Annotated in this window: 20 protein-coding genes; 7 read left to right on the plus strand and 13 right to left on the minus strand. The window is 62.9% G+C overall.

Annotation, left to right across the window (positions count from 1 at the left end; translation table 11 throughout):
- Both C1X29_RS20005 and C1X29_RS20010 read right to left on the minus strand, forming a co-directional pair.
- Positions 1 to 649 (minus strand): YgcG family protein (locus C1X29_RS20005; RefSeq protein WP_102718189.1); only part of this gene is annotated, 649 nt, incomplete at its 3' end.
- Between the two features lie 13 nt (positions 650 to 662).
- Entirely contained in the window at positions 663 to 1,271 is a 609-nt protein-coding gene (locus C1X29_RS20010; protein WP_064383000.1) for a LemA family protein, read from the minus strand.
- A 259-nt stretch (positions 1,272 to 1,530) separates the two neighbouring features.
- On the opposite strand from C1X29_RS20010, the gene bglX reads away from it, so the two are divergent.
- Positions 1,531 to 3,822 (plus strand): beta-glucosidase BglX, encoded by a 2,292-nt coding sequence (gene bglX, locus C1X29_RS20015; RefSeq protein WP_102718190.1) that lies wholly within the window; start codon positions 1,531 to 1,533, stop codon positions 3,820 to 3,822.
- Positions 3,823 to 3,887: 65 nt separating this feature from the next.
- Here the strand turns inward: bglX and C1X29_RS20020 are convergent, their stop codons facing one another.
- From C1X29_RS20020 to C1X29_RS20060, 9 genes are all read right to left on the minus strand, one after another.
- Positions 3,888 to 5,045 carry a phosphatidylserine/phosphatidylglycerophosphate/cardiolipin synthase family protein gene (locus C1X29_RS20020; protein ID WP_102718191.1) on the minus strand — a complete coding sequence of 386 codons (1,158 nt, stop codon included), beginning with the start codon at positions 5,043 to 5,045 and terminating at the stop codon, positions 3,888 to 3,890.
- Position 5,046: 1 nt separating this feature from the next.
- Positions 5,047 to 5,637, minus strand: coding sequence for a YceI family protein (locus C1X29_RS20025; protein ID WP_102718192.1), 591 nt, complete (start codon positions 5,635 to 5,637; stop codon positions 5,047 to 5,049).
- Between the two features lie 81 nt (positions 5,638 to 5,718).
- Positions 5,719 to 6,489 (minus strand): IclR family transcriptional regulator, encoded by a 771-nt coding sequence (locus tag C1X29_RS20030; RefSeq protein WP_085748215.1) that lies wholly within the window; start codon positions 6,487 to 6,489, stop codon positions 5,719 to 5,721.
- A gap of 59 nt (positions 6,490 to 6,548) precedes the next feature.
- Positions 6,549 to 8,006, minus strand: coding sequence for an amidase (locus C1X29_RS20035; RefSeq protein WP_102718193.1), 1,458 nt, complete (start codon positions 8,004 to 8,006; stop codon positions 6,549 to 6,551).
- Positions 8,003 to 9,313 (minus strand): citrate-proton symporter, encoded by a 1,311-nt coding sequence (locus C1X29_RS20040; protein ID WP_085748213.1) that lies wholly within the window; start codon positions 9,311 to 9,313, stop codon positions 8,003 to 8,005. The genes C1X29_RS20035 and C1X29_RS20040 overlap by 4 nt, the downstream gene beginning before the upstream one ends.
- 79 nt (positions 9,314 to 9,392) lie before the next feature.
- The gene (locus C1X29_RS20045) at positions 9,393 to 10,568 is read right to left on the minus strand and encodes a M20 aminoacylase family protein (protein WP_102718194.1); all 1,176 of its coding nucleotides are present in this window, start codon (positions 10,566 to 10,568) and stop codon (positions 9,393 to 9,395) included.
- Positions 10,569 to 10,848: 280 nt separating this feature from the next.
- The gene (locus C1X29_RS20050) at positions 10,849 to 11,151 is read right to left on the minus strand and encodes an amidase (RefSeq protein WP_085748211.1); all 303 of its coding nucleotides are present in this window, start codon (positions 11,149 to 11,151) and stop codon (positions 10,849 to 10,851) included.
- Positions 11,148 to 12,227 carry a serine hydrolase gene (locus C1X29_RS20055; protein ID WP_102718195.1) on the minus strand — a complete coding sequence of 360 codons (1,080 nt, stop codon included), beginning with the start codon at positions 12,225 to 12,227 and terminating at the stop codon, positions 11,148 to 11,150. The genes C1X29_RS20050 and C1X29_RS20055 overlap by 4 nt, the downstream gene beginning before the upstream one ends.
- 31 nt (positions 12,228 to 12,258) lie before the next feature.
- Positions 12,259 to 13,164 (minus strand): acyl-CoA dehydrogenase family protein, encoded by a 906-nt coding sequence (locus tag C1X29_RS20060; RefSeq protein ID WP_102718196.1) that lies wholly within the window; start codon positions 13,162 to 13,164, stop codon positions 12,259 to 12,261.
- Positions 13,165 to 13,317: 153 nt separating this feature from the next.
- On the opposite strand from C1X29_RS20060, the gene olsB reads away from it, so the two are divergent.
- Both olsB and C1X29_RS20070 read left to right on the plus strand, forming a co-directional pair.
- Positions 13,318 to 14,073 carry an L-ornithine N(alpha)-acyltransferase gene (olsB, locus tag C1X29_RS20065; protein WP_007957877.1) on the plus strand — a complete coding sequence of 252 codons (756 nt, stop codon included), beginning with the start codon at positions 13,318 to 13,320 and terminating at the stop codon, positions 14,071 to 14,073.
- Positions 14,073 to 14,867, plus strand: coding sequence for a 1-acyl-sn-glycerol-3-phosphate acyltransferase (locus tag C1X29_RS20070; protein ID WP_011332835.1), 795 nt, complete (start codon positions 14,073 to 14,075; stop codon positions 14,865 to 14,867). The genes olsB and C1X29_RS20070 overlap by 1 nt, the downstream gene beginning before the upstream one ends.
- A 14-nt stretch (positions 14,868 to 14,881) precedes the next feature.
- On the opposite strand, the gene C1X29_RS20075 is transcribed toward C1X29_RS20070, so the two are convergent.
- Positions 14,882 to 15,454, minus strand: coding sequence for an ACP phosphodiesterase (locus C1X29_RS20075; RefSeq protein ID WP_102718197.1), 573 nt, complete (start codon positions 15,452 to 15,454; stop codon positions 14,882 to 14,884).
- A gap of 171 nt (positions 15,455 to 15,625) precedes the next feature.
- Here C1X29_RS20075 and C1X29_RS20080 point away from each other — a divergent pair, with 171 nt between their 5' ends.
- From C1X29_RS20080 to C1X29_RS20090, 3 genes are read left to right on the plus strand one after another with little or no spacing between them, the layout of a single operon-like run.
- Entirely contained in the window at positions 15,626 to 15,928 is a 303-nt protein-coding gene (locus C1X29_RS20080) for a helix-turn-helix transcriptional regulator (RefSeq protein WP_007957866.1), read from the plus strand.
- A gap of 33 nt (positions 15,929 to 15,961) precedes the next feature.
- Positions 15,962 to 17,125: an MFS transporter gene (locus tag C1X29_RS20085; RefSeq protein ID WP_011332833.1), complete on the plus strand. Its 1,164-nt coding sequence runs from the start codon at positions 15,962 to 15,964 to the stop codon at positions 17,123 to 17,125.
- A gap of 32 nt (positions 17,126 to 17,157) precedes the next feature.
- Positions 17,158 to 18,207, plus strand: coding sequence for an alkene reductase (locus tag C1X29_RS20090; RefSeq protein WP_011332832.1), 1,050 nt, complete (start codon positions 17,158 to 17,160; stop codon positions 18,205 to 18,207).
- 249 nt (positions 18,208 to 18,456) lie between these two features.
- On the opposite strand, the gene emhR is transcribed toward C1X29_RS20090, so the two are convergent.
- A complete protein-coding gene (gene emhR / locus C1X29_RS20095; protein ID WP_102718198.1) occupies positions 18,457 to 19,089 on the minus strand; it encodes an efflux system transcriptional repressor EmhR in 633 nt (210 codons plus the stop codon).
- 266 nt (positions 19,090 to 19,355) lie between these two features.
- On the opposite strand from emhR, the gene emhA reads away from it, so the two are divergent.
- Positions 19,356 to 20,513, plus strand: a complete 1,158-nt coding sequence (gene emhA, locus C1X29_RS20100) for an efflux RND transporter periplasmic adaptor subunit EmhA (RefSeq protein WP_085748207.1) — start codon at positions 19,356 to 19,358, stop codon at positions 20,511 to 20,513.

Consider the following 20,513-nt stretch of genomic DNA (forward strand, 5'->3'; position numbering starts at 1 on the left):
CTCCTCCGGAGCCGCCCCGGCCGGCGGGAAGGATACCGAGCATCTGGCAGACAAAAACAGTCACGATGAACAACATCACCAGAAATACGAACAACGCCGGATGCCGCGAGACGAAGTCGTCCGCAGGATCGCCGGCCGATTCATACACCGTGGACGGCTCGTCCAGCGGATTGCCGCCCAGCACCACCAGCATCGCCGCCACGCCGTCGCTGATGCCCTTGCTGAAGTTGCCGGCCTTGAACGACGGTGTGATCACCTGATGAATGATCACCGAACTCTGGGCATCGGTCAGGCGATCCTCCAGCCCGTAGCCGACTTCGATGCGCAATTTGCGCTCGTCCCGGGCGACGATCAACAAGGCGCCGTTGTTCTTGTCCTTCTGGCCGATGCCCCAGTGCCGACCGAGTTCGACGCCGTAGTCCTCGATGGTGGCGCCTTGCAGGTTCGGCAACGTCACGACCACCAACTGCTCACCGGTTGCCTGTTCGTGGGCCTGCAACTGCTGGCTCAGTTGTGCGCGCACCGACGGCTCGATCATCTGCGCGTCGTCCACCACCCGCCCGGTCAGCGCCGGAAAGGTCAACTCGGCCTCGGCGCTGACGGCGAACAGCCACAGCATCAGCACCAGGCCCATCTTCAACACACGCATGGGCATCACCGCGTCAGAACTTCACTTCCGGGGCCTTGTCCGCGCCGGGGCTGGTGGCTTCGAAGGTTTCGCGGATCGGCAGGTCGCTGTACATCACGCTGTGCCACAGACGACCGGGAAAGGTGCGGATCTCGGTGTTGTATTTCTGCACCGCCAGAATGAAATCCCGGCGGGCCACGGCGATGCGGTTTTCCGTGCCCTCAAGCTGCGATTGCAGGGCGAGGAAGTTCTGGTTGGCCTTCAGGTCCGGATAACGTTCGGACACCACCATCAAGCGGCTCAAGGCGCCGGTCAGTTGATCCTGGGCCTGCTGGAACTGCTTGAGTTTTTCCGGGTTGTCGAGGGTGCTGGCATCGACCTGGATTGACGTCGCCTTGGCCCGGGCCTCGATCACCGCAGTCAGGGTTGCTTCCTCGTGTTTGGCATAGCCCTTCACGGTTTCTACCAGATTGGGGATCAGGTCGGCGCGGCGCTGGTACTGGTTCTGCACCTGGCCCCAGGCAGCCTTGGCCTGTTCGTCGAGGGTCGGGATGTTGTTGATGCCGCAAGCGGTCAACAACGTGGCCAGCACCAGCAAGGTGGCGACCTGCAAACGCGAGCGGTAGACAGGACTGACATTCATCGGACGGGTGCTCCCTTGCACATTTCATGAAAATTCGAGCGCGAAACCTTCTCGGTCGGCTCTTGGGGCATAATCGCCCGCGCCACTGGATTGCGGCGGGCCGATGGGCTAAAAAGAGGCCCTGCGCGATCACGCTGCTCGATCCGGCAGCGTTTATTCGGCGTCGTTTTTTGCGTCAACACCCGAACAACAATAGTCGCTCCCTAAATTTTGGCTGGCCGGCGTTGTAACGCCGTTTGCGCCCTTGAGAAAACTATTCATGAAGAAGCTGTGTTTGCTGGGCCTGTTCGTCAGCCTGGCCAGTCATCAAGTACTGGCCGCCACGACCCCGGTACCCCTGGAAAACAAGGACGCGTTCATCAGTAACCTGATGAAGCAAATGACCCTCGACGAGAAGATCGGCCAGTTGCGCCTGATCAGCATCGGCCCGGAAATGCCCCGCGAGCTGATCCGCAAAGAGATTGCCGCCGGCAACATCGGCGGCACCTTCAACTCGATCACCCGCCCGGAAAACCGCCCGATGCAGGACGCTGCCATGCGCAGCCGCCTGAAGATTCCGATGTTTTTCGCGTACGACGTGATCCACGGTCACCGTACGATATTCCCGATTCCGCTGGCCCTGGCATCGAGCTGGGACATGGACGCCATCGGCCAGTCCGGGCGCGTAGCAGCCAAAGAAGCCGCCGCCGACAGCCTCGACATCACCTTCGCGCCGATGGTCGATATCTCCCGCGACCCGCGCTGGGGTCGCAGCTCCGAAGGTTTCGGTGAAGACACCTACCTGACCTCGCGCATCGCCAAAGTCATGGTCAAGGCCTATCAGGGCGACACGCCGAGCGCGGCCGACAGCATCATGGCCAGCGTCAAGCACTTCGCCCTGTACGGCGCGGTCGAAGGCGGTCGCGACTACAACACCGTCGACATGAGCCCGGTGAAGATGTATCAGGACTACCTTCCACCGTACCGCGCCGCGATCGATGCCGGCGCCGGCGGCGTGATGGTGGCGTTGAACTCGGTCAACGGCATCCCGGCCACCGCCAATACCTGGCTGATGAACGACCTGCTGCGCAAGGACTGGGGCTTCAAAGGCCTGGCAGTCAGCGACCACGGCGCGATCTTCGAACTGATCAAGCACGGCGTGGCCCGCGACGGTCGTGAAGCGGCGAAGCTGGCGATCAAGGCCGGCATCGACATGAGCATGAACGACACCCTTTACGGCAAAGAGCTGCCGGGGCTGCTCAAGTCCGGCGAGATCGAACAGAAGGACATCGACAACGCGGTGCGTGAAGTGCTCGCTGCCAAGTACGACATGGGCCTGTTCAAGGACCCGTACCTGCGCATCGGCAAGGCTGAAGACGATCCGGCCGACACCTACGCCGACAGCCGTCTGCACCGCGCCGACGCCCGTGAAGTGGCGCGTCGCAGCCTGGTACTGCTGAAGAATCAGAACGAAACCCTGCCGCTGAAGAAAACCGCGAAAGTCGCGCTGGTCGGCCCGCTGGCCAAGGCCCCGATCGACATGATGGGCAGTTGGGCTGCCGCCGGTCGTCCGGCGCAATCGGTGACCCTGTTCGACGGCATGAGCAATGTGATCGGCGACAAGGCGAACCTGATCTACGCCCGTGGCGCCAACATCACCAGCGACAAGAAAGTCCTCGATTACCTGAACTTCCTCAACTTCGACGCCCCGGAAGTGGTCGATGACCCGCGTCCGGCCAACGTGCTGATCGACGAAGCGGTGAAAGCCGCCAAGGACGCCGACATTGTGGTTGCAGCCGTGGGTGAATCCCGTGGCATGTCCCACGAATCGTCGAGCCGCACCGACCTGAACATCCCGGAAAACCAGCGCGAACTGATCCGTGCCCTGAAAGCCACCGGCAAGCCGTTGGTGCTGGTGCTGATGAACGGCCGTCCGCTGACGATCCTCGAAGAGAAAGAACAGGCTGACGCGATTCTGGAAACCTGGTTCAGCGGCACCGAGGGCGGCAACGCCATCGCCGACGTGCTGTTCGGCGACTACAACCCGTCGGGCAAACTGCCGGTGACCTTCCCGCGCTCCGTGGGCCAGATCCCGACCTACTACAACCACCTGAGCATTGGCCGGCCGTTCACGCCGGGCAAACCGGGCAACTACACCTCGCAGTATTTCGATGACACCACAGGTCCCCTGTTCCCGTTCGGTTACGGCCTGAGCTACACCGACTTCAGTCTGAGCGACATGGCGCTGTCCTCGACCACCCTGAACGCCACCGGCAAGCTCGACGCCAGCGTCATGGTCAAGAACACCGGCAAGCGCGACGGCGAAACCGTGGTGCAGCTGTACATTCAGGACGTCACCGGATCGATGATCCGTCCGGTCAAGGAGCTGAAGAACTTCCAGAAAATCATGCTCAAGGCCGGCGAGCAGAAGGTCGTGCACTTCACCATCACCGAAGATGACCTGAAGTTCTACAACGCCCAGCTCAAGTACGCGGCCGAGCCTGGCAAGTTCAACGTGCAGATCGGCCTGGATTCCCAGGACGTGACGCAGCAGAGCTTTGAACTGCTGTAAACCCGGCGCCCTGATCGTTCGGATCTGATCGTTCCCACGCTCTGCGTGGGAACGATCAATTGCGCTTAGCCGCGTCTGTCGAGCAAGTTGACCACCACCCGATCCACCCAGCCCCAGATCCGCTGCTTCACCCGCCGCCACAGTGGCCGTTTCCGCCATTCCTCCAGACTCACCTGCTGACTCAGGCCGAAGTCCTTCTCGAAACTCGCCGCCACCGCTGCCGTCAATGACGTGTCCAGCGCTTCCAGATTCGCCTCAAGGTTGAAGCGCAGATTCCAGTGATCGAAATTGCATGAGCCGATGCTGACCCAATCGTCCACCAGCACCATTTTCAGGTGCAGGAAACACGGCTGGTATTCGTAGATTTTCACCCCGGCCTTGAGCAGGCGCGGGTAGTAGCGATGCCCCGCGTAGCGCACCGACGGATGATCGGTGCGCGGCCCGGTCAGCAGCAGGCGCACGTCGAGGCCACGGGCAGCGGCCTTGCGCAGGGAGCGGCGGATTTTCCAGGTCGGCAGGAAATACGGCGTCGCCAGCCAGATCCGCTGCTGGCCGCTGTTCAGTGCACGGAACAACGATTGCAGAATGTCGCGATGCTGGCGGGCGTCGGCGTAGGCCACGCGGCCCATGCCCTCGCCCGTGTCCGGCACGCGCGGCAGTCGTGGCAGGCCGAAATGCGCGTTGGGCCGCCAGGCCCGGCGATGGCGGTTGGCGATCCATTGGCGGTCGAACAGCAACTGCCAGTCGAGCACCAGCGGGCCGGTGATTTCCACCATGACCTCGTGCCATTCGCTGGTGTCGTGGCCCGGCGTCCAGAATTCATCGGTGACCCCGGTGCCGCCGACCACCGCCAGACGCTGGTCGACCAGCAACAGCTTGCGATGATCGCGATAGAAATTGCCGACCCAGCGCCGCCAGTTCAGCCGGTTGTAAAAACGCAGCTCGACCCCGGCCCCGGTCAGCCGCCGGCGCAACGTGAGGGTGAACGCGAGGCTGCCGTAATCGTCGAACAGGCAGCGCACCCGCACGCCCCGCTCCGCCGCCAGTACCAACGCCTGCACGATGGTTTCGGCACAGGCACCGGCCTCCACCAGATACAGCTCCAGTTCGATCTGCTCGCGGGCGCGGGCAATCTCGTCGAGCATGCGCGGGAAGAATTGCGGGCCGTCGATCAACAGCTCGAAGCGGTTGCCATCACGCCACGGAAACACCGCGCCGCGCATGTCAGCGCGCCGTGAAGATCAGCACCGCACCCACCGGCACCGACAGACTGATGGCCGACAGGCCGGCCATGTTGCGCAGGCTTTCCAGGCCCGGCAGCAGATCGAAATCCTCGGCGCTGATCACCAGCGGCTCCAGCGTCACCACTTGAAAGCGTCGGTCATCGAGACGCGTGGCGAGCAGTTCGGCGGGGTATTCGTGCTGTTTGCCGTGCAGGTTGACGGTCAGCGGCAGGCGCAATTCAAGCTGCGCGCCGGGGGCCAGATCGTTGATCGGGCGCAGGTCGATTTGCGTAGTGATGGTCGCTTCGGGGAATTGCTCGATCTGGAACAACTCCTTGCGCATGCGCTCGTCGCGCAGCGGGATGCCGCTGTTGATCGAATCCAGTTCGACTTCGACCACGGCGCGACCATCGGGATCGACTTTGCCGTGCAGCACCAGAAAGCGCTGCACTTCGGACACGTTGGCGTTTTTCGTGCTGACGAACGACAGCCGCGACGACTCGCCGTCCAGATACCAGTTGGCCTGGGCCGGCAGCGCAGCGGCGCCCAGCAGCAGGCCGGCGAAGGTGTTGCACAGAGAACGGTTGAACATTGAAGACTCGTGGGGCCGATAAACCTGCACGAACCTTAACTGGCCGTGGCGTTATTGCAAACTGTCAGTCTCTGCAAACACTCAGGCCAATGCCTGCTGCACCTCGCCGATGGTCGACGCGAGGCTGTTGAGGTGCAGGCTCAGCACCCGCTCCACCGGCGCCTGATCCATCGGCCAGTGCAGCGCCATGCTGCCGACCAGCCGCCCTTGGGCACGGATCGGCAACGCCACCGCACGAATCAGGAACGGCAGGCGCACCGGGTATTCCCAATAGCCTTCGGTGCGCTGGCCGAAGCCCTGATGCAAGGCTTGTTCGGTGGCCTGCAACACACCGTCATCCGCCAGTTGTTCGCGTTCGGCCAGACGCTTAACGTCCTGGCTGTCGAGTTCGCCAAGGCACGCGCGGCCCATCGCCGAATGAAACAGGCTGGCGTGATGGCCGACGATCTGACAGTTGTTCGGATAGCGTTTGCGCAGCACTTGCGGGATCGCGCTTTCCATGACTTCGACCCGCTCGCCGTCGAAGCACGACAGATCCGCCACCAGCCCGGTGCGTTCGCTGAGTTCCAGCAGCATCGGCGCGGCGCTTTCCACCAGGTGGCGCTTGAAACGTTGCTGACGATCACCGAACAGCCGTTTGGCGCACAACCGGTAGCGACGGTCGCTGAGGCCGCGATAGATCCAGCCCTGCTCCTGCAAGGTCGCGAGCATCCGCGACACCGTGGCCTTGGGCAGAGTCGTCAGGTAGTGCAATTCCTCCAGCCCCAGCGCCTGATGCTCGCCGAGCAACTCGACGATGGCCAGCGCCCGTTCGACCGAGCGCACGCTGCCGGTGTCTGCCTTGCTGCCCATGTGTTCGACCTCCATGGATACGGATGAAAGATCACTTCGTGCAGCAAGATGCGGGCCGCTCAGGCCGATTGCAGGCATGCCGGCGGTCGCCGTTCGACCCAGCGGGTCAGCTGTTCATGGGCGTAGGCCAGTTGTAGCACCGCCCGATCCGCCTGGGCCGGGCCGATGATTTGCAGGCCCATCGGCAGCCCTGCCGGGTTGAAACCCACCGGCACGCTGATGCTCGGCAACCCCGCCAGAGTCGGGCCGATCACCACCTCCATCCAGCGGTGATAGGTGTCCATGGTTTGCCCGCCGACGACTCGCGGCCACGCTTGCTGTGCATCAAAAGGGAACACTTGGGCGGTGGGCAACAGCAGGAAATCGTAACGCTCGAACAACTCGCTCAACGCGCGATACCACTCGCTGCGTGCCACCGACGCCTGATAGACCTCGACAGCGGTCAGACGCAGACCGCCCTCGATTTCCCATTGCGCTTCGGGTTTGAGCAGCGCCCGTTTTTGCGGGTCGGCATAGGCCGCGCCGAGGCTGCCCTGCACCAGAAAATGCCGGTGCGTGAGCCAGGTCTGCCACAGGCGCTCCATGGAAAAGTCCGGCTGGCAGGCCTCGACCTGACAGCCCAGCGCACTGAAATCCACCAGCGCCGATTCACACAGGCTCAACACGCCGTCGTCCATCGGCAGATAGCCGTTGTAATCGCCGAGCCAGCCGAGGCGCAGACCGCTGCAGTCCTGTTGCAGATCCAGTCCGAAATCCCGTGGTTCATCAGCCAGCGACAGCGGCACACGCGGATCGTAGCCGGCCTGGGTCGAGAGCAACCGCGCGACGTCGGTGACCGTGCGCCCCATCGGCCCTTCGGTGGCCAGTTGCTGGACGAACACTTCCGGCATCGGCCCATGGGGCACGCGGCCCTGGGACGGGCGGAAGCCGAACACGTTGTTGAACGCCGCCGGATTGCGCAGCGAGCCCATCATGTCGCTGCCGTCCGCCACCGGCAGCAGACGCAGGGCCAGCGCCACGGCCGCCCCGCCGCTGCTGCCGCCGGCGATCAGGCCCGGATCGTAGGCGTTGGTGGTGGTGCCGAACACGCTGTTGTAGGTCTGCGAACCGAGGCCGAATTCCGGGACGTTGCTCTTACCGATGATGATCGCGCCGCAGTCGCGAACCCGCGCCACGCTGATCGCGTCGTGCTGCGGCACTTGCTCGGCGAACAGCGGCGAGCCGAGGGTCGTGCGCAATCCGGCGGTGGCCGCCAGGTCTTTGATGGCCTGGGGCATGCCGTGCATCCAGCCCCGGGACTCGCCGCGATCCAGTTGCCGGTCACACTCATCGGCCTCGCTCAGCAGCACGTCCTGCGGGCGCATCGACACCAGCGCGTTGACCATCGGATTGAAGCGGTCGATGTGCGTCAGGTAGGCCTGCATCACCTCGCGGCACGACACCTTGCGGGCATGGATCGCCCGGGACAGCGCATCGGCGTCGAGGGCGACAATCGGATCAATGGCTAACGGACTCACGGTTTCACTCCCAGGTTGAGCGCAACGGATTTCTTTGCGCGTGGTGCCTCCTGCAAACAGTAAGTACCGAGCAGGGTCAGCAGGCAAGCGAACAAGACATAGAACGACGGCGCCACCGGGGTGTTCAGAACTTTACTCAGCCAGGTGACGATCAGCGGCGCGAAACCACCGAACACCATCACCGCCACGTTGTAGGCCACGGACACGCCGGTGGAGCGCACTTCAATCGGGAACTGCTCAGCCAATGCGGTCGGGGCCGGGCCGAAGAATCCGCCAATCGCCGTGCACAGCAGCAGTTGCATCACCAGCAAACGCTCGATCGAAGGCGCCGCCGCAACCCACACGTAAAGCGGATAGACCATGACGAAAAACGCCAGGGTGAAGGCCATCAGCACCGGCCGCCGACCGAGGCGATCCGACAGGGCGCCGGAGAACGGAATCACCACGGTCATCAACCCCACCGCAAGCATCTGCACCAGCAACACCTGATCCAGCGGCAGACCGAGATTTTTGTGGGCGAAGGTCGGCATGTTCACCAGCACCACGTAGAACGACACCGTCGCCCCGCATGCCAGGCCCATCGACACCAACAGGCTGCGGCGATGTTCGCGCAGCACCTGCCACAGGCCCGGAGCGGCGCCTTTGGCTTTCTTGCGCGCTTCGAGAAACTCTTCCGGCTCTTCCATGTGCTTGCGAATCCACAGGCCCACCGGGCCGATCAACAGGCCGAGCACGAACGGAATCCGCCAGCCCCAACTGTCCAGCGCCTCGGGGGAAAACAGGTGCGTGACCAGCGCCACCATCGCCGCGCCGCTGAACACCGCCAGGCATTGCCCGACCAGTTGCCAGGAACCGTACAGGCCCTTGCGATGGGCCGGCGCGCTCTCCACCAGAAACGCCGTGGCGCTGGCGTATTCACCGCCCGTGGCAAAACCCTGAAGCATCCGCGCCACCACGATCAGCAACGGCGCGCCCATGCCGATGGCGGCGTGGTTCGGCGCGAACGCGATCAGGGCGATGGACACGGTCATCAGGCGGATGATCATCTGCATCGCCGCCTTGCGACCTTTGCGGTCGGAATAAATGCCGAGCAGGATGCCGCCCACCGGGCGCATGAAAAAGCCGACGCCGAAAGTTGCCAGCGCCATCAGCAGCGAAGCGTAGTCGTCGTCGGACGGGAAAAACTGGCGGGCGATGATGCTCGCCAGAAAGCCGTAAACGATGAAGTCGTACCATTCCAGGGCGTTGCCGATGACGGCGGCGACCACTTGCCGGGTGCGCGAAACGCCAGAGTTTGAAGGCTGCATGGGGATTCTCCAGAAGCTGTGGGTTGACCACGCAGGCACGTGCGCACCTGCGTTCCAGCGGCAGCAAAAAGTGAAGAAATCAGGCCGGCTTGAGCCAGCTCTCGGTGAGCGCGCCCCAATACGCCGCGCCGGTCAGCAGAATGTCATCGTTAAAATCGTAGGCCGGGTTATGCACCATCGGCCGCGCCACGCCGTTGCCGATGAACAGGTACGCGCCGGGGCAGCGCTGGAGCATCCAGGCGAAGTCCTCGCTGCCCATCAGTTTGGGTGTGTTGCCATCGACGGCGTCGGCGCCGACCAGTTCGACGCCGACCTGACGGGCGAACTCGTTTTCGGCGGCGTGGTTGACCAGCACCGGGTAGGCCGGGCGATGTTCGATGGTCGAGGTACAGCCGAAGCTTTCGGCCTGGGCTTCGATGATCGAGCGCACGCGGTTCAGGGTCTGTTCGCGAACCTCGGCATTCAGCGCACGCAGGCTCAGGCGCAGGATCGCCTGTTGCGGAATCACGTTCGCCGCTTCGCCGGCCAGCAATGCGCCGACCGTCACCACCGCTGCCTGCTGCGCGTCGATGTTGCGCGCGACCACGGTTTGCAAAGCCATCACCACACTGGCCGCAGCGACCAACGGATCCACCGCCAGATGCGGCATCGAGCCGTGGCCGCCGACGCCTTCAATCGTCACCGTGAGCAGATCCTGCGAAGCCATCATCGGCCCTTCGCGAAAGCCCAGATGCCCCGCCGGCAGGCCCGGCATGTTGTGCATGCCGAACAGTGCATCGCACGGAAAACGCTCGAGCAGGCCATCGGCAAGCATCGCCTCGGCGCCGCCCTGGCCCTCTTCGGCGGGCTGGAAAATCAGCGTCAGGGTGCCGTCGAACTGACGGGTCGCGGCCAGATAACGCGCCGCGCCGAGCAGCATCGCGGTGTGCCCGTCATGTCCGCAGGCGTGCATGCAGCCTTGATGGCGGCTGCTGTAGGCGACGCCAGTGTTCTCGATGATCGGCAACGCATCCATGTCGGCCCGCAGCCCGAGTTTGCGTGTGCTGCTGCCGTTGCGCAGCACGCCGACCACGCCAGTCTTGCCGACGCCGGTGTGGACCTCATAGCCCCACTCTTCGAGCGACCGGGCGACCAGCGCCGAGGTGCGGCTTTCTTCGAAACCGAGTTCAGGGTGGGCGTGAATGTCCTGGCGGGTGGCGTGCAGGTCGCTGGCCACGTCGTTGAGCCAGGCCAGAATGTGCTGATGTCGGGGCATGACGGTTCTCCTCGCGCGGGTGTTCCCGGTCTTTTTGTTCGGTGTTGTTTCACGACACGTGAACGGCAGGTCGTGCTCACCGCCAGATAACCGCGAGACACGCGAGAGGACAATCGAATGTGGTTCCACAGGGTGGAACCGCAAGCTTTACCCATCCTGTGGGAGCTGGCTTGCCAGCGATAGCGCCGGCACAAGTGACATTTTCGGCGCCTGACACACCGCAATCGCGGGCAAGCCCGCTCCCACAGAGTTTTTCAGTGGTTTGCCAATCGGGTCTGAATCATGGATTGAGGCGACAGCCCTGGCGTTCGCCCTGCCATTGGGCGCTGTTGCTGCGTCCCAGGCCGCTGGCGGTGACTAGTTTTTGCGTGCGGTCATCGGTCAGTTCGCTGGGCAGCCACTGCTTCACGTAGCCCCGGCAATATTCGGCGTCGTTGTTCATGACGTAACGGCACGAACAATATTCCTTGGCGGTGTAGGCGCTGATGATGTCCGGGAAGGCCCACAGGTTTTCGCGCTCGTGCCAGCCCCAACCCAGCAGCAGGACCAACAGCACCAGCAGGATGCGTCTGAACAGTTTCATGGCCGCACCGCCCCGAGCACACGCTTGAGCAATTCGTTGTGGCGATAGCTGCCATCGCGGTCATTGGCGTAGCGCACGATCACCAGTTTCTCACTCGGGATCACGTACAACGCCTGACCCCAGTGGCCGAGGGCGACGAAGGTGTCGGGTGGTGCGTCGGACCATGGCGAGGCGGCGCCGTCTGCCGGGCGATTGAGCCACCACTGGCCGCCGGGTACGGCTTCGTCCTGATGGGCCTTGTAGCCGGCGAAGGGTTGGCGGTTGAAGGCGACCCAATCCTTGGGCAACAACTGCCGGTCGTTCCAGCGTCCGTCCCGTTCCATCAGCAGGCCGATTCGCGCCAGATCCCGGGCCGTCATATAGGCGTATGAAGAGGCGACGAAGGTGCCCGTCGCGTCGGTTTCCCATGTGGCATGGCGGATGCCCAAAGGATCGAAAAGCGCTGTCCACGGATAGTCGGGATAACGCTGCGGACCGACGATGGTTTTCAGCGCCGCCGCCAACAGATTGCTGTCGCCGCTGGAATAGCGGAAAGCCTGCCCCGCTGGCGCGTAGCTGTCGTGATCGGCGGTGAAGGCGGCCATGTCGCGGTGGCCACGGGTGTAGAGCATCGCCACCACCGAGGATTTCAGCGGGGCGTATTCGTAGTCTTCCTGCCAGTCGATGCCCGAGGCCCAGTGCAGCAGATCCTTGAGGGTAATGGCCGGGTGTTTTTCCAGCGCCGGATAATACTTCGCGGCCGGGTCATCGAGCTTGAACAGGCCTTCGCCGTACGCCACGCCGAGCACCGTGGCCATCAGGCTTTTGCTGATCGACCAGGTCAGGTGCGGGGTGTCGGCGGTGGTCGCGGCGGCGTAGCGTTCGTAGATGAGCTGGCCGTCACGGATCACCAGCAAGGCGTCGGTGCGGATGCCTTTTCGGGTGCTGTCATCGCGGGTCGGGAAGGCGTAGGCCTCCAATGCATCGACGGCCGGGCTGGTGAGTTTCGGGCCGGTCGGCCACTGCTCGCCCGGCCATTGTTCGGCCTGAACCGTGAAGCTGATCAGCAGCAGAAACAGGGACAGGCCTTTGAACATGGTGAGGGCTCTGGAGATGAACCTGACAAGACTAGCCGGGGTTCATGACAGAAGTGTTTTGGTTAGCCGCCAACGCCTTGGCCAGTCGTTTGGCCCGCGCGCCAGCCGCCAATTGCATGACCGATTGATCGCGCTGCCACATCGTCGCCCACTCGGGATTGCCGTCACGCAGTGCCTGATCGACTTCAGGTTTGAGCCCGTCGAATTGCGCAAACAAACCGCCGAGCAACAAATGCCCCGCCGGATTGTTCGGCGGCTGGCGACTGGCTTCCGAACATCCGGCCAACAGCGCCAGCAAACGCAATTGCAGCGGCTGCGGCCAGCCGCTGTCCTGACCGACGCCGTACAACCACGCGGTCATTGCACTCAACACGTAAACGTCTTCAAGGGTGCGGAACGGTTTGACGTAGGCATCCCAACCATCCCCGGCGAGCAACTCACACAACGCATCGTCGAGATGCAACCGGCCATGGCTGATGTCCGGCATCAACGGCAGCGCCGGGAGCTTTTCCACCCGCACGCCGGGCTCGCCGGGGTACACCACCGCCAGACTCAGGCGCGGTGATTCGCCGGGTTGCTCACTGCGCGCGGCGATCAGCAGCCAGTCCGCCGCATCGCCGGCGGTGACGAAATCCTTTTGCCCGGTGAGGCGCAGATCCGTGAGCCGGGTCTGCATGTCCGCCGGGCGCAGGCTGCGCTGCTCGGTCGCGCACATCGCACCGAGGCTCGGCGGCGCGCTCGGCCAGAGCATGCGCAGCGCCGCCTGATAGCCCACCAGAAACGCCAGCCCCGGCGTCGCCATCCGCCGCCCTCCCGCCACCGCCAGTTCGAACGGCGTGACGCTGCCCAGTTGATGCAGCAACGTGGCGAAGCCCTCCGCCAGATCGGCAACGGCGGGCAGGCGTTCGCGGCATTCAAGCAGGGTCGACCAGGTCATCAGAGGCTCCTCGTGGGCTGTCATATAAGCATCACCAAACATTCATGGCGATGACACCGGGGCTACATAGCCTGACTTTGCACAACACGGCTGCATAAAGAAAGTCGATCGGCTGCAACCCATGACGGGTTCAAGGCCCGTACGGAGATTCACATGACTCAGATCGCCCGCATCAGCGACACCGGCAATGAACGCCGCCTGCAAGCCGAACGCCTGATCGGCGCCGAGGCCCTGCAGCAAGCCCAGGCCTTGCGCTTCAACGTGTTCAGCGGCGAGTTCAACGCCAAGCTGAACGGCGCGGAGCTGGGTCTGGACATGGATGACTATGATGTTCACTGCAGCCACATCGGCGTGCGTGACCTGAACACCGGCCGCCTGGTGGCGACCACCCGTTTGCTCGATCACACCGCCGCCAGCAGCCTGGGCAAGTTCTACAGCGAAGAAGAATTCAGCCTGCACGGCCTCGCCGGCCTGCAAGGTCCGATCCTGGAAATCGGTCGCACCTGCGTCGACCCGGCCTACCGCAACGGCGGCACCATCGCCGTGCTTTGGGGCGAACTGGCCGAAGTGCTGAATCAGGGGGGCTACAGCTATCTGATGGGTTGCGCGAGCATCCCGATGCAGGACGGCGGCGTGCAGGCCCACGCGATCATGCAGCGCCTGCGCGAACGCTATCTGTGCACCGAACACCTGCGCGCCGAGCCGAAGAATCCGCTGCCGAGCCTCGACATTCCTTCGAACGTGATCGCCGAAATGCCGCCGCTGCTCAAGGCCTACATGCGCCTGGGCGCGAAGATCTGCGGCGAGCCGTGCTGGGACGAAGATTTCCAGGTCGCCGACGTGTTCATCCTGCTCAAGCGCGACGAACTCTGCCCGCGCTACGCCAAGCACTTCAAGGCGGCTGTGTAATGAGCCGGCTGCGGGTGTACGCGCGGATCGCGCGAGTGCTGCTGGTGGTGACGCTGGGTCTGAGCATGGCCAGTGTCTTCGGGGTGTTCGAGCGTTTGGGCCTGGCCCATTCGATGGAGCGTCGGCAGCGCTGGTCGCGGTTTTTCATGGCGCGTCTGAGCAATGCCCTGCCCTTTCGCGTGACCGTGCATGGTGAGCTGCCGAAACAGCCGATGCTGTGGGTCAGCAACCATGTGTCGTGGACCGACATTCCGCTGCTCGGCATGCTCACGCCGCTGTCGTTTCTGTCCAAGGCCGAAGTGCGCACCTGGCCGGTGGCCGGTTGGCTGGCGGCGAAGGCCGGCAGCCTGTTCATCCGTCGCGGTTCGGGCGACAGCCAGTTGATCCGCAAGCAGATGACCCGTCACCTGCAAACCGATCATCCGCTGCTGATGTTCCCGGAAGGCACCACGACGGACGGCCGTTCGCTGCGTACCTTTCACGGTCGCCTGCTGTCGGCGGCAATCGATTCCGAGGTGAAGCTGCAACCGGTGGCGATCCGTTATCTGCGCGAGGGCAAGATCGATTCGCTGGCGCCGTTCATTGGTGACGATGATCTGCTGTCGCACCTGATGCGTCTGTTCAGCAATGACTGCGGCGATGTCGAAATCCATCTGCTCAAGCCGATTGCCTGCCAGGGCCGGGAACGCGCGGCACTGGCATTCGAGGCACAACAGGCGGTGCAGAAAGCCTTGTTCGGCGATGTGCTCAAACCGGTCGAAGCACAACATGCCCGCGATCTGATCGCGGCCTGATCGGCGACTTCTGCCTACAGCTGCCGGCCGGCAAAGTCCTGCAGCTGTGGGTAGAACAAGCGGAAGTCTTCGCTCAACGGTTCATACAACCGCCGCAATTCATCCATCGCCCCCGCCAGTTCTTCCGGCCGGGTCAGGCGTCGGGAGATGCCGCGCAACACCTGCTCCAGCACTTCGAACTCCTGATACGAGCCCAACCAGTCATTGGCCACCATGTGCGGGGCGATCCTCGCCAGGCGCTCGGGCAATTGCCGCTCGCTGGACAGCACGCGGTAGACGTCGGTGGTGAATTGACCGAGCGGCCGGTCGGCGTACTGCGTCCAGTCGCGGGCCAGGCAATGATCGAAAAACACGTCGAGGACGATGCCCGCGTAACGGCGACGGGTCGTGGAAAACCGCGCCAGTGACGCGTCCACCAATGGATGGCGATCAGTGAACACGTCGATCTGACGATGCAGGGCAATCGCCGCCTCGATCTCCGGGTCGAACTGCCCTTGCAGCCGCCCTTTGACGAAATCGCCATACAGACTGCCGAGCAGTTGACCGGGGCGCTGGCCACCGAGGTGTAAATGTGCGAGATAGTTCACGGGCGCAGCTTAGCACCGCGCCCGCGGTTGTTTACACCTCACATATCGTTATAACCCGATATACCGATTTATGCGGTCGTCAGATCAAATTCATATTGGTGTATCGCGAAGTACCGATATAAAGTTCGCCTCATCGCGATATAGCGCTACACACATCACGAGCACCCAGCCATGAACATTGACCTCGACGAAATAATAAAAGCCCTGGCACACCCAGTACGGCGAGACATCCTCAACTGGCTGAAAGACCCGAAAGCCCAGTTTCCGGAACAGATCCACAACCACGAGTACGGCATCTGCGCCGGGCAGATCGATCAACGCTGCGGCCTGTCGCAATCGACCGTTTCCGCCCACCTGGCCACCCTGCAACGGGCCGGGCTGATCAGCAGCCAGAAAGCCGGCCAGTGGCACTTTTTCAAACGCAACGAGGACGTGATCCAGGCGTTCCTCAGCACCCTCAGCAAAGAGCTCTGACCCTTAACGTCAGCCAGCCAAAAGGATCAAACGATGCCCCTCTCGCTACTCATACTCGCCTTGAGCGCCTTCGCCATCGGCACCACCGAGTTCGTCATCATGGGCCTGCTGCCCAATGTGGCGGCCGACCTCGGTGTGTCGATCCCCGGCGCCGGCTGGCTGGTGACCGGCTACGCCCTGGGCGTGGCGATTGGTGCACCGTTCATGGCAATGGCCACTGCAAAACTGCCGCGCAAGGCTGCACTGGTTACGCTGATGGGCATCTTCATTATCGGCAACCTGCTCTGCGCCATCGCCACTGATTACAACGTGCTGATGTTCGCCCGTGTCGTTACAGCCCTCTGCCACGGTGCGTTCTTCGGCATCGGTTCGGTGGTCGCGGCTAACCTGGTGGCGCCGAACAAACGCGCCTCGGCCGTGGCCCTGATGTTCACCGGCCTGACCCTGGCCAACGTGCTGGGCGTACCGCTGGGCACTGCGCTCGGTCAGGAAGCCGGCTGGCGCTCGACCTTCTGGGCAGTGACCGTGATCGGTGTGATCGCGCTGATCGGCCTGATCCGCTTCCTGCCGGCCAAGCGTGACGAAGAAAAACTCGACATGCGCGCCGAACTGGCCGCGCTCAAAGGCGCCGGTATCTGGCTGTCGCTGAGCATGACCGCGCTGTTCGCCGCCTCGGTGTTCACCCTGTTCACTTACGTCGCTCCGCTGTTGGGTGATGTCACCGGTGTCTCGCCCCGTGGCGTGACCTGGACTCTGATGCTCATCGGCCTGGGCCTGACCGTCGGCAACATCATCGGCGGCAAACTGGCCGACAAGGGCCTGGCCGCGACGCTGATCGGCGTATTCATCGCGATGGCCGTGACCTCTACCGTACTGACCTGGACCAGCATCGCGCTGATCCCGACCGAAATCACCCTGTTCCTCTGGGCCACCGCGTGTTTCGCCGCCGTGCCGGCCCTGCAAGTGAACGTCGTGACCTACGGCCAGGCCGCACCGAACCTGGTGTCGACCCTGAACATCGGCGCCTTCAACGTCGGCAACGCCCTCGGCGCCTGGGTCGGCGGCAGCGTCATCGCCCACGGCTACGGCCTGACCAGCGTGCCTCTTGCTGCCGCAGCACTCGCGGTCCTGGCACTGCTGGTAACCCTGATCACATTCCGCCAGAACGGCAATCCCGAGCTGGCCACCGCTAACTGATTCACTCACTTACCTCACGAGGGTTGTATCTCATGGCAACAATTTTCGATCCGATCAAACTGGGCGACCTTGAGCTGTCCAACCGCATCATCATGGCGCCGCTGACCCGCTGCCGCGCCGACGAAGGCCGCGTACCGAACGCGCTGATGGCCGAGTACTACGTACAACGCGCCTCGGCCGGCCTGATCCTCAGCGAAGCCACCTCGGTGACCCCGATGGGCGTCGGCTACCCGGACACCCCGGGCATCTGGTCCAACGATCAGGTGCGCGGCTGGACCAACGTGACCAAAGCCGTTCACGCCGCCGGCGGCAAGATCGTCCTGCAACTGTGGCACGTCGGCCGGATCTCCCACCCGTCGTACCTGAACGGCGAAACGCCGGTTGCACCGAGCGCCATCCAGCCAAAAGGCCATGTCAGCCTGGTTCGCCCGCTGGCCGACTATCCAACCCCGCGCGCACTGGAAACCGCTGAAATCGCCGACATCGTCGACGCTTACCGCGTCGGTGCAGAGAACGCCAAGGCAGCCGGTTTCGACGGCGTGGAAATCCACGGCGCCAACGGCTACCTGCTCGACCAGTTCCTGCAAAGCAGCACCAACCAGCGCACCGACAACTACGGCGGCTCCCTGGAAAACCGCGCCCGCCTGCTGCTGGAAGTGACCGACGCCGCGATCGAAGTCTGGGGCGCCGGCCGTGTCGGCGTACACCTGGCACCACGCGCCGACTCCCATGACATGGGCGACGACAACCTGGCCGAAACCTTCACCTACGTGGCCCGCGAGCTGGGCAAGCGTGGCATCGCCTTCATCTGCTCCCGCGAGAAAGAAGGTGCCGACAGCCTCGGCCCACAACTGAAAGAAGCCTTCGGCGGCGCGTACATCGCCAACGAACGCTTCACCAAGGACAGCGCCAACGCGTGGCTGGCCGAGGGCAAGGCTGACGCCGTGGCATTCGGCATCCCGTTCATTGCCAACCCGGACCTGCCGGCTCGTTTGAAGGCCGATGCGCCGCTGAACGAACCGCACCCGGAAACCTTCTACGGCAAAGGCGCGGTCGGCTACCTCGACTACCCGACGCTGTAAGCCACCCCGCAGAAACACAATAGCCCCCGACTCGCGAGAGTCGGGGGCTTTCTATTGGTCGCCGGGTGGGCGAGCCGCTCACATTCGTTCACAGGCTCGACACAAAATCCCTACAAAATACGTAGCTCGCTACATATCAACCCGTGCCGCAGAGGTATATAAAAGCATCCCGTTGCAGCGGGGCGAGTGAACAGGGATCTTCACCCTCCTCTGTCATTGACACAAACTGATCCAATAACGAATTTTGTTTCATTTGCGCAGGCTGGGGCTCAGGCGCAGCATGTCCAGCCCGGTATCGACCCAGCGCTCGGCCTCGGCGTACAGTTCAAAGCTGTCTGGCGCCAATAGCCATCCATAAAGGAGGCCATCAATATAGGCGTGAATGCTGATGGCTGCCCGGGCAGTGTCGAGGTCTGCCGGCAACTGCCCACGATTGACCGCATTACTCAATGTCAGCGCGATCCGCACATTGCAATCGAGGCTGGCGGTCCGGCGCTGTTGGCGCAGATCGCACATTTCATCGGTGAACTCGCACTTATGAAACAGAATTTCGTTGATACGCCGGGTCTTAGGATCCAGCGCAACTTGATGAAACAAATGAATCAGCAATTGGCGCATGCAGCCCAGCGGATCGGGTTCGTCCTCGCTTTCGCTGGCCTTGGCCAGTTCGTCCAGCGGCTCATGCAGGGTATCGAGCATGGCTTGCAGCAAATCGGCCTTGTTGCTGAAGTGCCAGTAGATGGCACCGCGCGTCACCCCGGCCAGGGTGGCGATGTCCGACAGGGTCGTGCGGGCCACGCCCCGCTCATAGAAGGCCTTCTCGGCCGCTTCGAGAATCTGGCTGCGCGTTTCCTGAGCTTCCTCTTTGGTACGACGAACCATGGCAGTAAAACCTCAAACAGGATGTTTCAGGGATGGCTGGATATCCGCTGAATAAAAAAGGGTTGATCTCTCGCGGATCGGCTCCCCGGCCTACAATTTCAGACCTTGCGACGACTTTTGTAACAGGGTGGATACGACGCCAAGGTGTTTACAAACAACCATGAACGTAAGTATATTCCTTAGCAAGCTACTTATCCACCCGGTAACCTTTTTTTACCCTTCCACACTTCTTGTGCGCTTTTCGCGCGCCTGACCCGAGGATCTTCATGCAATTCAAGCCAGCTGTTACCGCTCTGGTCACTGCCGTCGCCCTGGCATCGCTGCTCAGCGGATGTAAAAAGGAAGAGGCGGCTCCCGCCGCACCACCTCCTCAGGTCGGCGTCGTCACCCTGCAACCACAAGCCTTTACCCTGACTTCCGAACTGCCGGGCCGCACCAGTGCGTTCCGCATCGCCGAAGTTCGTCCGCAGGTCAACGGCATCATTCTCAAGCGTCTGTTCAAGGAAGGCGGCGATGTCAAAGCCGGCCAGCAGCTGTATCAGATCGATCCGTCGGTCTATGAAGCGACCCTGAAAAGCGCCGAAGCCAACCTGCGTTCGACCAAGTCGATCTCCGACCGCTACAAGCAACTGGTCGACGAGCAGGCCGTCAGCCGTCAGGAATACGACACCGCCGTGGCCAACCGCCTGCAATCGGAAGCGTCGTTGCAGACCGCACAGATCAACGTGCGCTACACCAAGGTCTACGCACCGATCTCCGGTCGTATCGGCCGCTCTTCGGTGACCGAAGGCGCGCTGGTCAGCAGCGGCCAGACCGACGCGATGGCCGTGATCCAGCAACTGGACCCGATCTACGTCGACGTCACCCAGTCCTCGGTCGAATTGCTGGAACTGCGCCGCGAACTGGAAAGTGGCCGCCTGCAAAAGGCTGGCGACAACGCCGCTGCGGTCAAGCTGACCCTCGAAGACGGCAGCCAGTACAAGCTCGACGGTAAGCTGGAATTCTCCGAAGTGTCGGTCGATCAGACCACCGGTTCCGTGACCCTGCGCGCTGTGTTCCCGAACCCGGATCACACCCTGCTGCCGGGCATGTTCGTCCACGCGCAGTTGCAGGCCGGTGTGAACAGCGCCGCGATCCTCGCACCGCAGCAAGGCGTGACCCGCGACCTCAAAGGCACCCCGACCGCGCTGGTCGTCGGCCCGGACAACAAAGTCGAACTGCGCCAGCTCAAGGCCAGCCGCACTGTCGGCAGCCAGTGGCTGATCGAAGACGGCCTGAAGGCCGGCGATCGCCTGATCACCGAAGGGCTGCAATTCGTCAAACCGGGTGTTGAGGTCAAACCGACCGAAGCGACCAATGTCGGCAACAAGAACCCGGCCCCCGCACAGGCAGCTGACAAAGCCGCCGGCGGCAAAGGGGAGTAA

This window comes from Pseudomonas sp. GW456-12-10-14-LB2, assembly GCF_002884345.1.
GTDB classification, from domain to species: domain Bacteria; phylum Pseudomonadota; class Gammaproteobacteria; order Pseudomonadales; family Pseudomonadaceae; genus Aquipseudomonas; species Aquipseudomonas paraglycinae.

Coding starts and splice junctions, on each gene's coding strand:
- C1X29_RS20010 (WP_064383000.1), bottom strand. CDS start 1,271: ATGAATGTCAGTCCTGTCTACCGCTCGCGTTTGCAGGTCGCCACCTTG.
- bglX (WP_102718190.1), top strand. CDS start 1,531: ATGAAGAAGCTGTGTTTGCTGGGCCTGTTCGTCAGCCTGGCCAGTCAT.
- C1X29_RS20020 (WP_102718191.1), bottom strand. CDS start 5,045: ATGCGCGGCGCGGTGTTTCCGTGGCGTGATGGCAACCGCTTCGAGCTG.
- C1X29_RS20025 (WP_102718192.1), bottom strand. CDS start 5,637: ATGTTCAACCGTTCTCTGTGCAACACCTTCGCCGGCCTGCTGCTGGGC.
- C1X29_RS20030 (WP_085748215.1), bottom strand. CDS start 6,489: ATGGGCAGCAAGGCAGACACCGGCAGCGTGCGCTCGGTCGAACGGGCG.
- C1X29_RS20040 (WP_085748213.1), bottom strand. CDS start 9,313: ATGCAGCCTTCAAACTCTGGCGTTTCGCGCACCCGGCAAGTGGTCGCC.
- C1X29_RS20045 (WP_102718194.1), bottom strand. CDS start 10,568: ATGCCCCGACATCAGCACATTCTGGCCTGGCTCAACGACGTGGCCAGC.
- C1X29_RS20050 (WP_085748211.1), bottom strand. CDS start 11,151: ATGAAACTGTTCAGACGCATCCTGCTGGTGCTGTTGGTCCTGCTGCTG.
- C1X29_RS20055 (WP_102718195.1), bottom strand. CDS start 12,227: ATGTTCAAAGGCCTGTCCCTGTTTCTGCTGCTGATCAGCTTCACGGTT.
- C1X29_RS20060 (WP_102718196.1), bottom strand. CDS start 13,164: ATGACCTGGTCGACCCTGCTTGAATGCCGCGAACGCCTGCCCGCCGTT.
- olsB (WP_007957877.1), top strand. CDS start 13,318: ATGACTCAGATCGCCCGCATCAGCGACACCGGCAATGAACGCCGCCTG.
- C1X29_RS20070 (WP_011332835.1), top strand. CDS start 14,073: ATGAGCCGGCTGCGGGTGTACGCGCGGATCGCGCGAGTGCTGCTGGTG.
- C1X29_RS20080 (WP_007957866.1), top strand. CDS start 15,626: ATGAACATTGACCTCGACGAAATAATAAAAGCCCTGGCACACCCAGTA.
- C1X29_RS20085 (WP_011332833.1), top strand. CDS start 15,962: ATGCCCCTCTCGCTACTCATACTCGCCTTGAGCGCCTTCGCCATCGGC.
- C1X29_RS20090 (WP_011332832.1), top strand. CDS start 17,158: ATGGCAACAATTTTCGATCCGATCAAACTGGGCGACCTTGAGCTGTCC.
- emhR (WP_102718198.1), bottom strand. CDS start 19,089: ATGGTTCGTCGTACCAAAGAGGAAGCTCAGGAAACGCGCAGCCAGATT.
- emhA (WP_085748207.1), top strand. CDS start 19,356: ATGCAATTCAAGCCAGCTGTTACCGCTCTGGTCACTGCCGTCGCCCTG.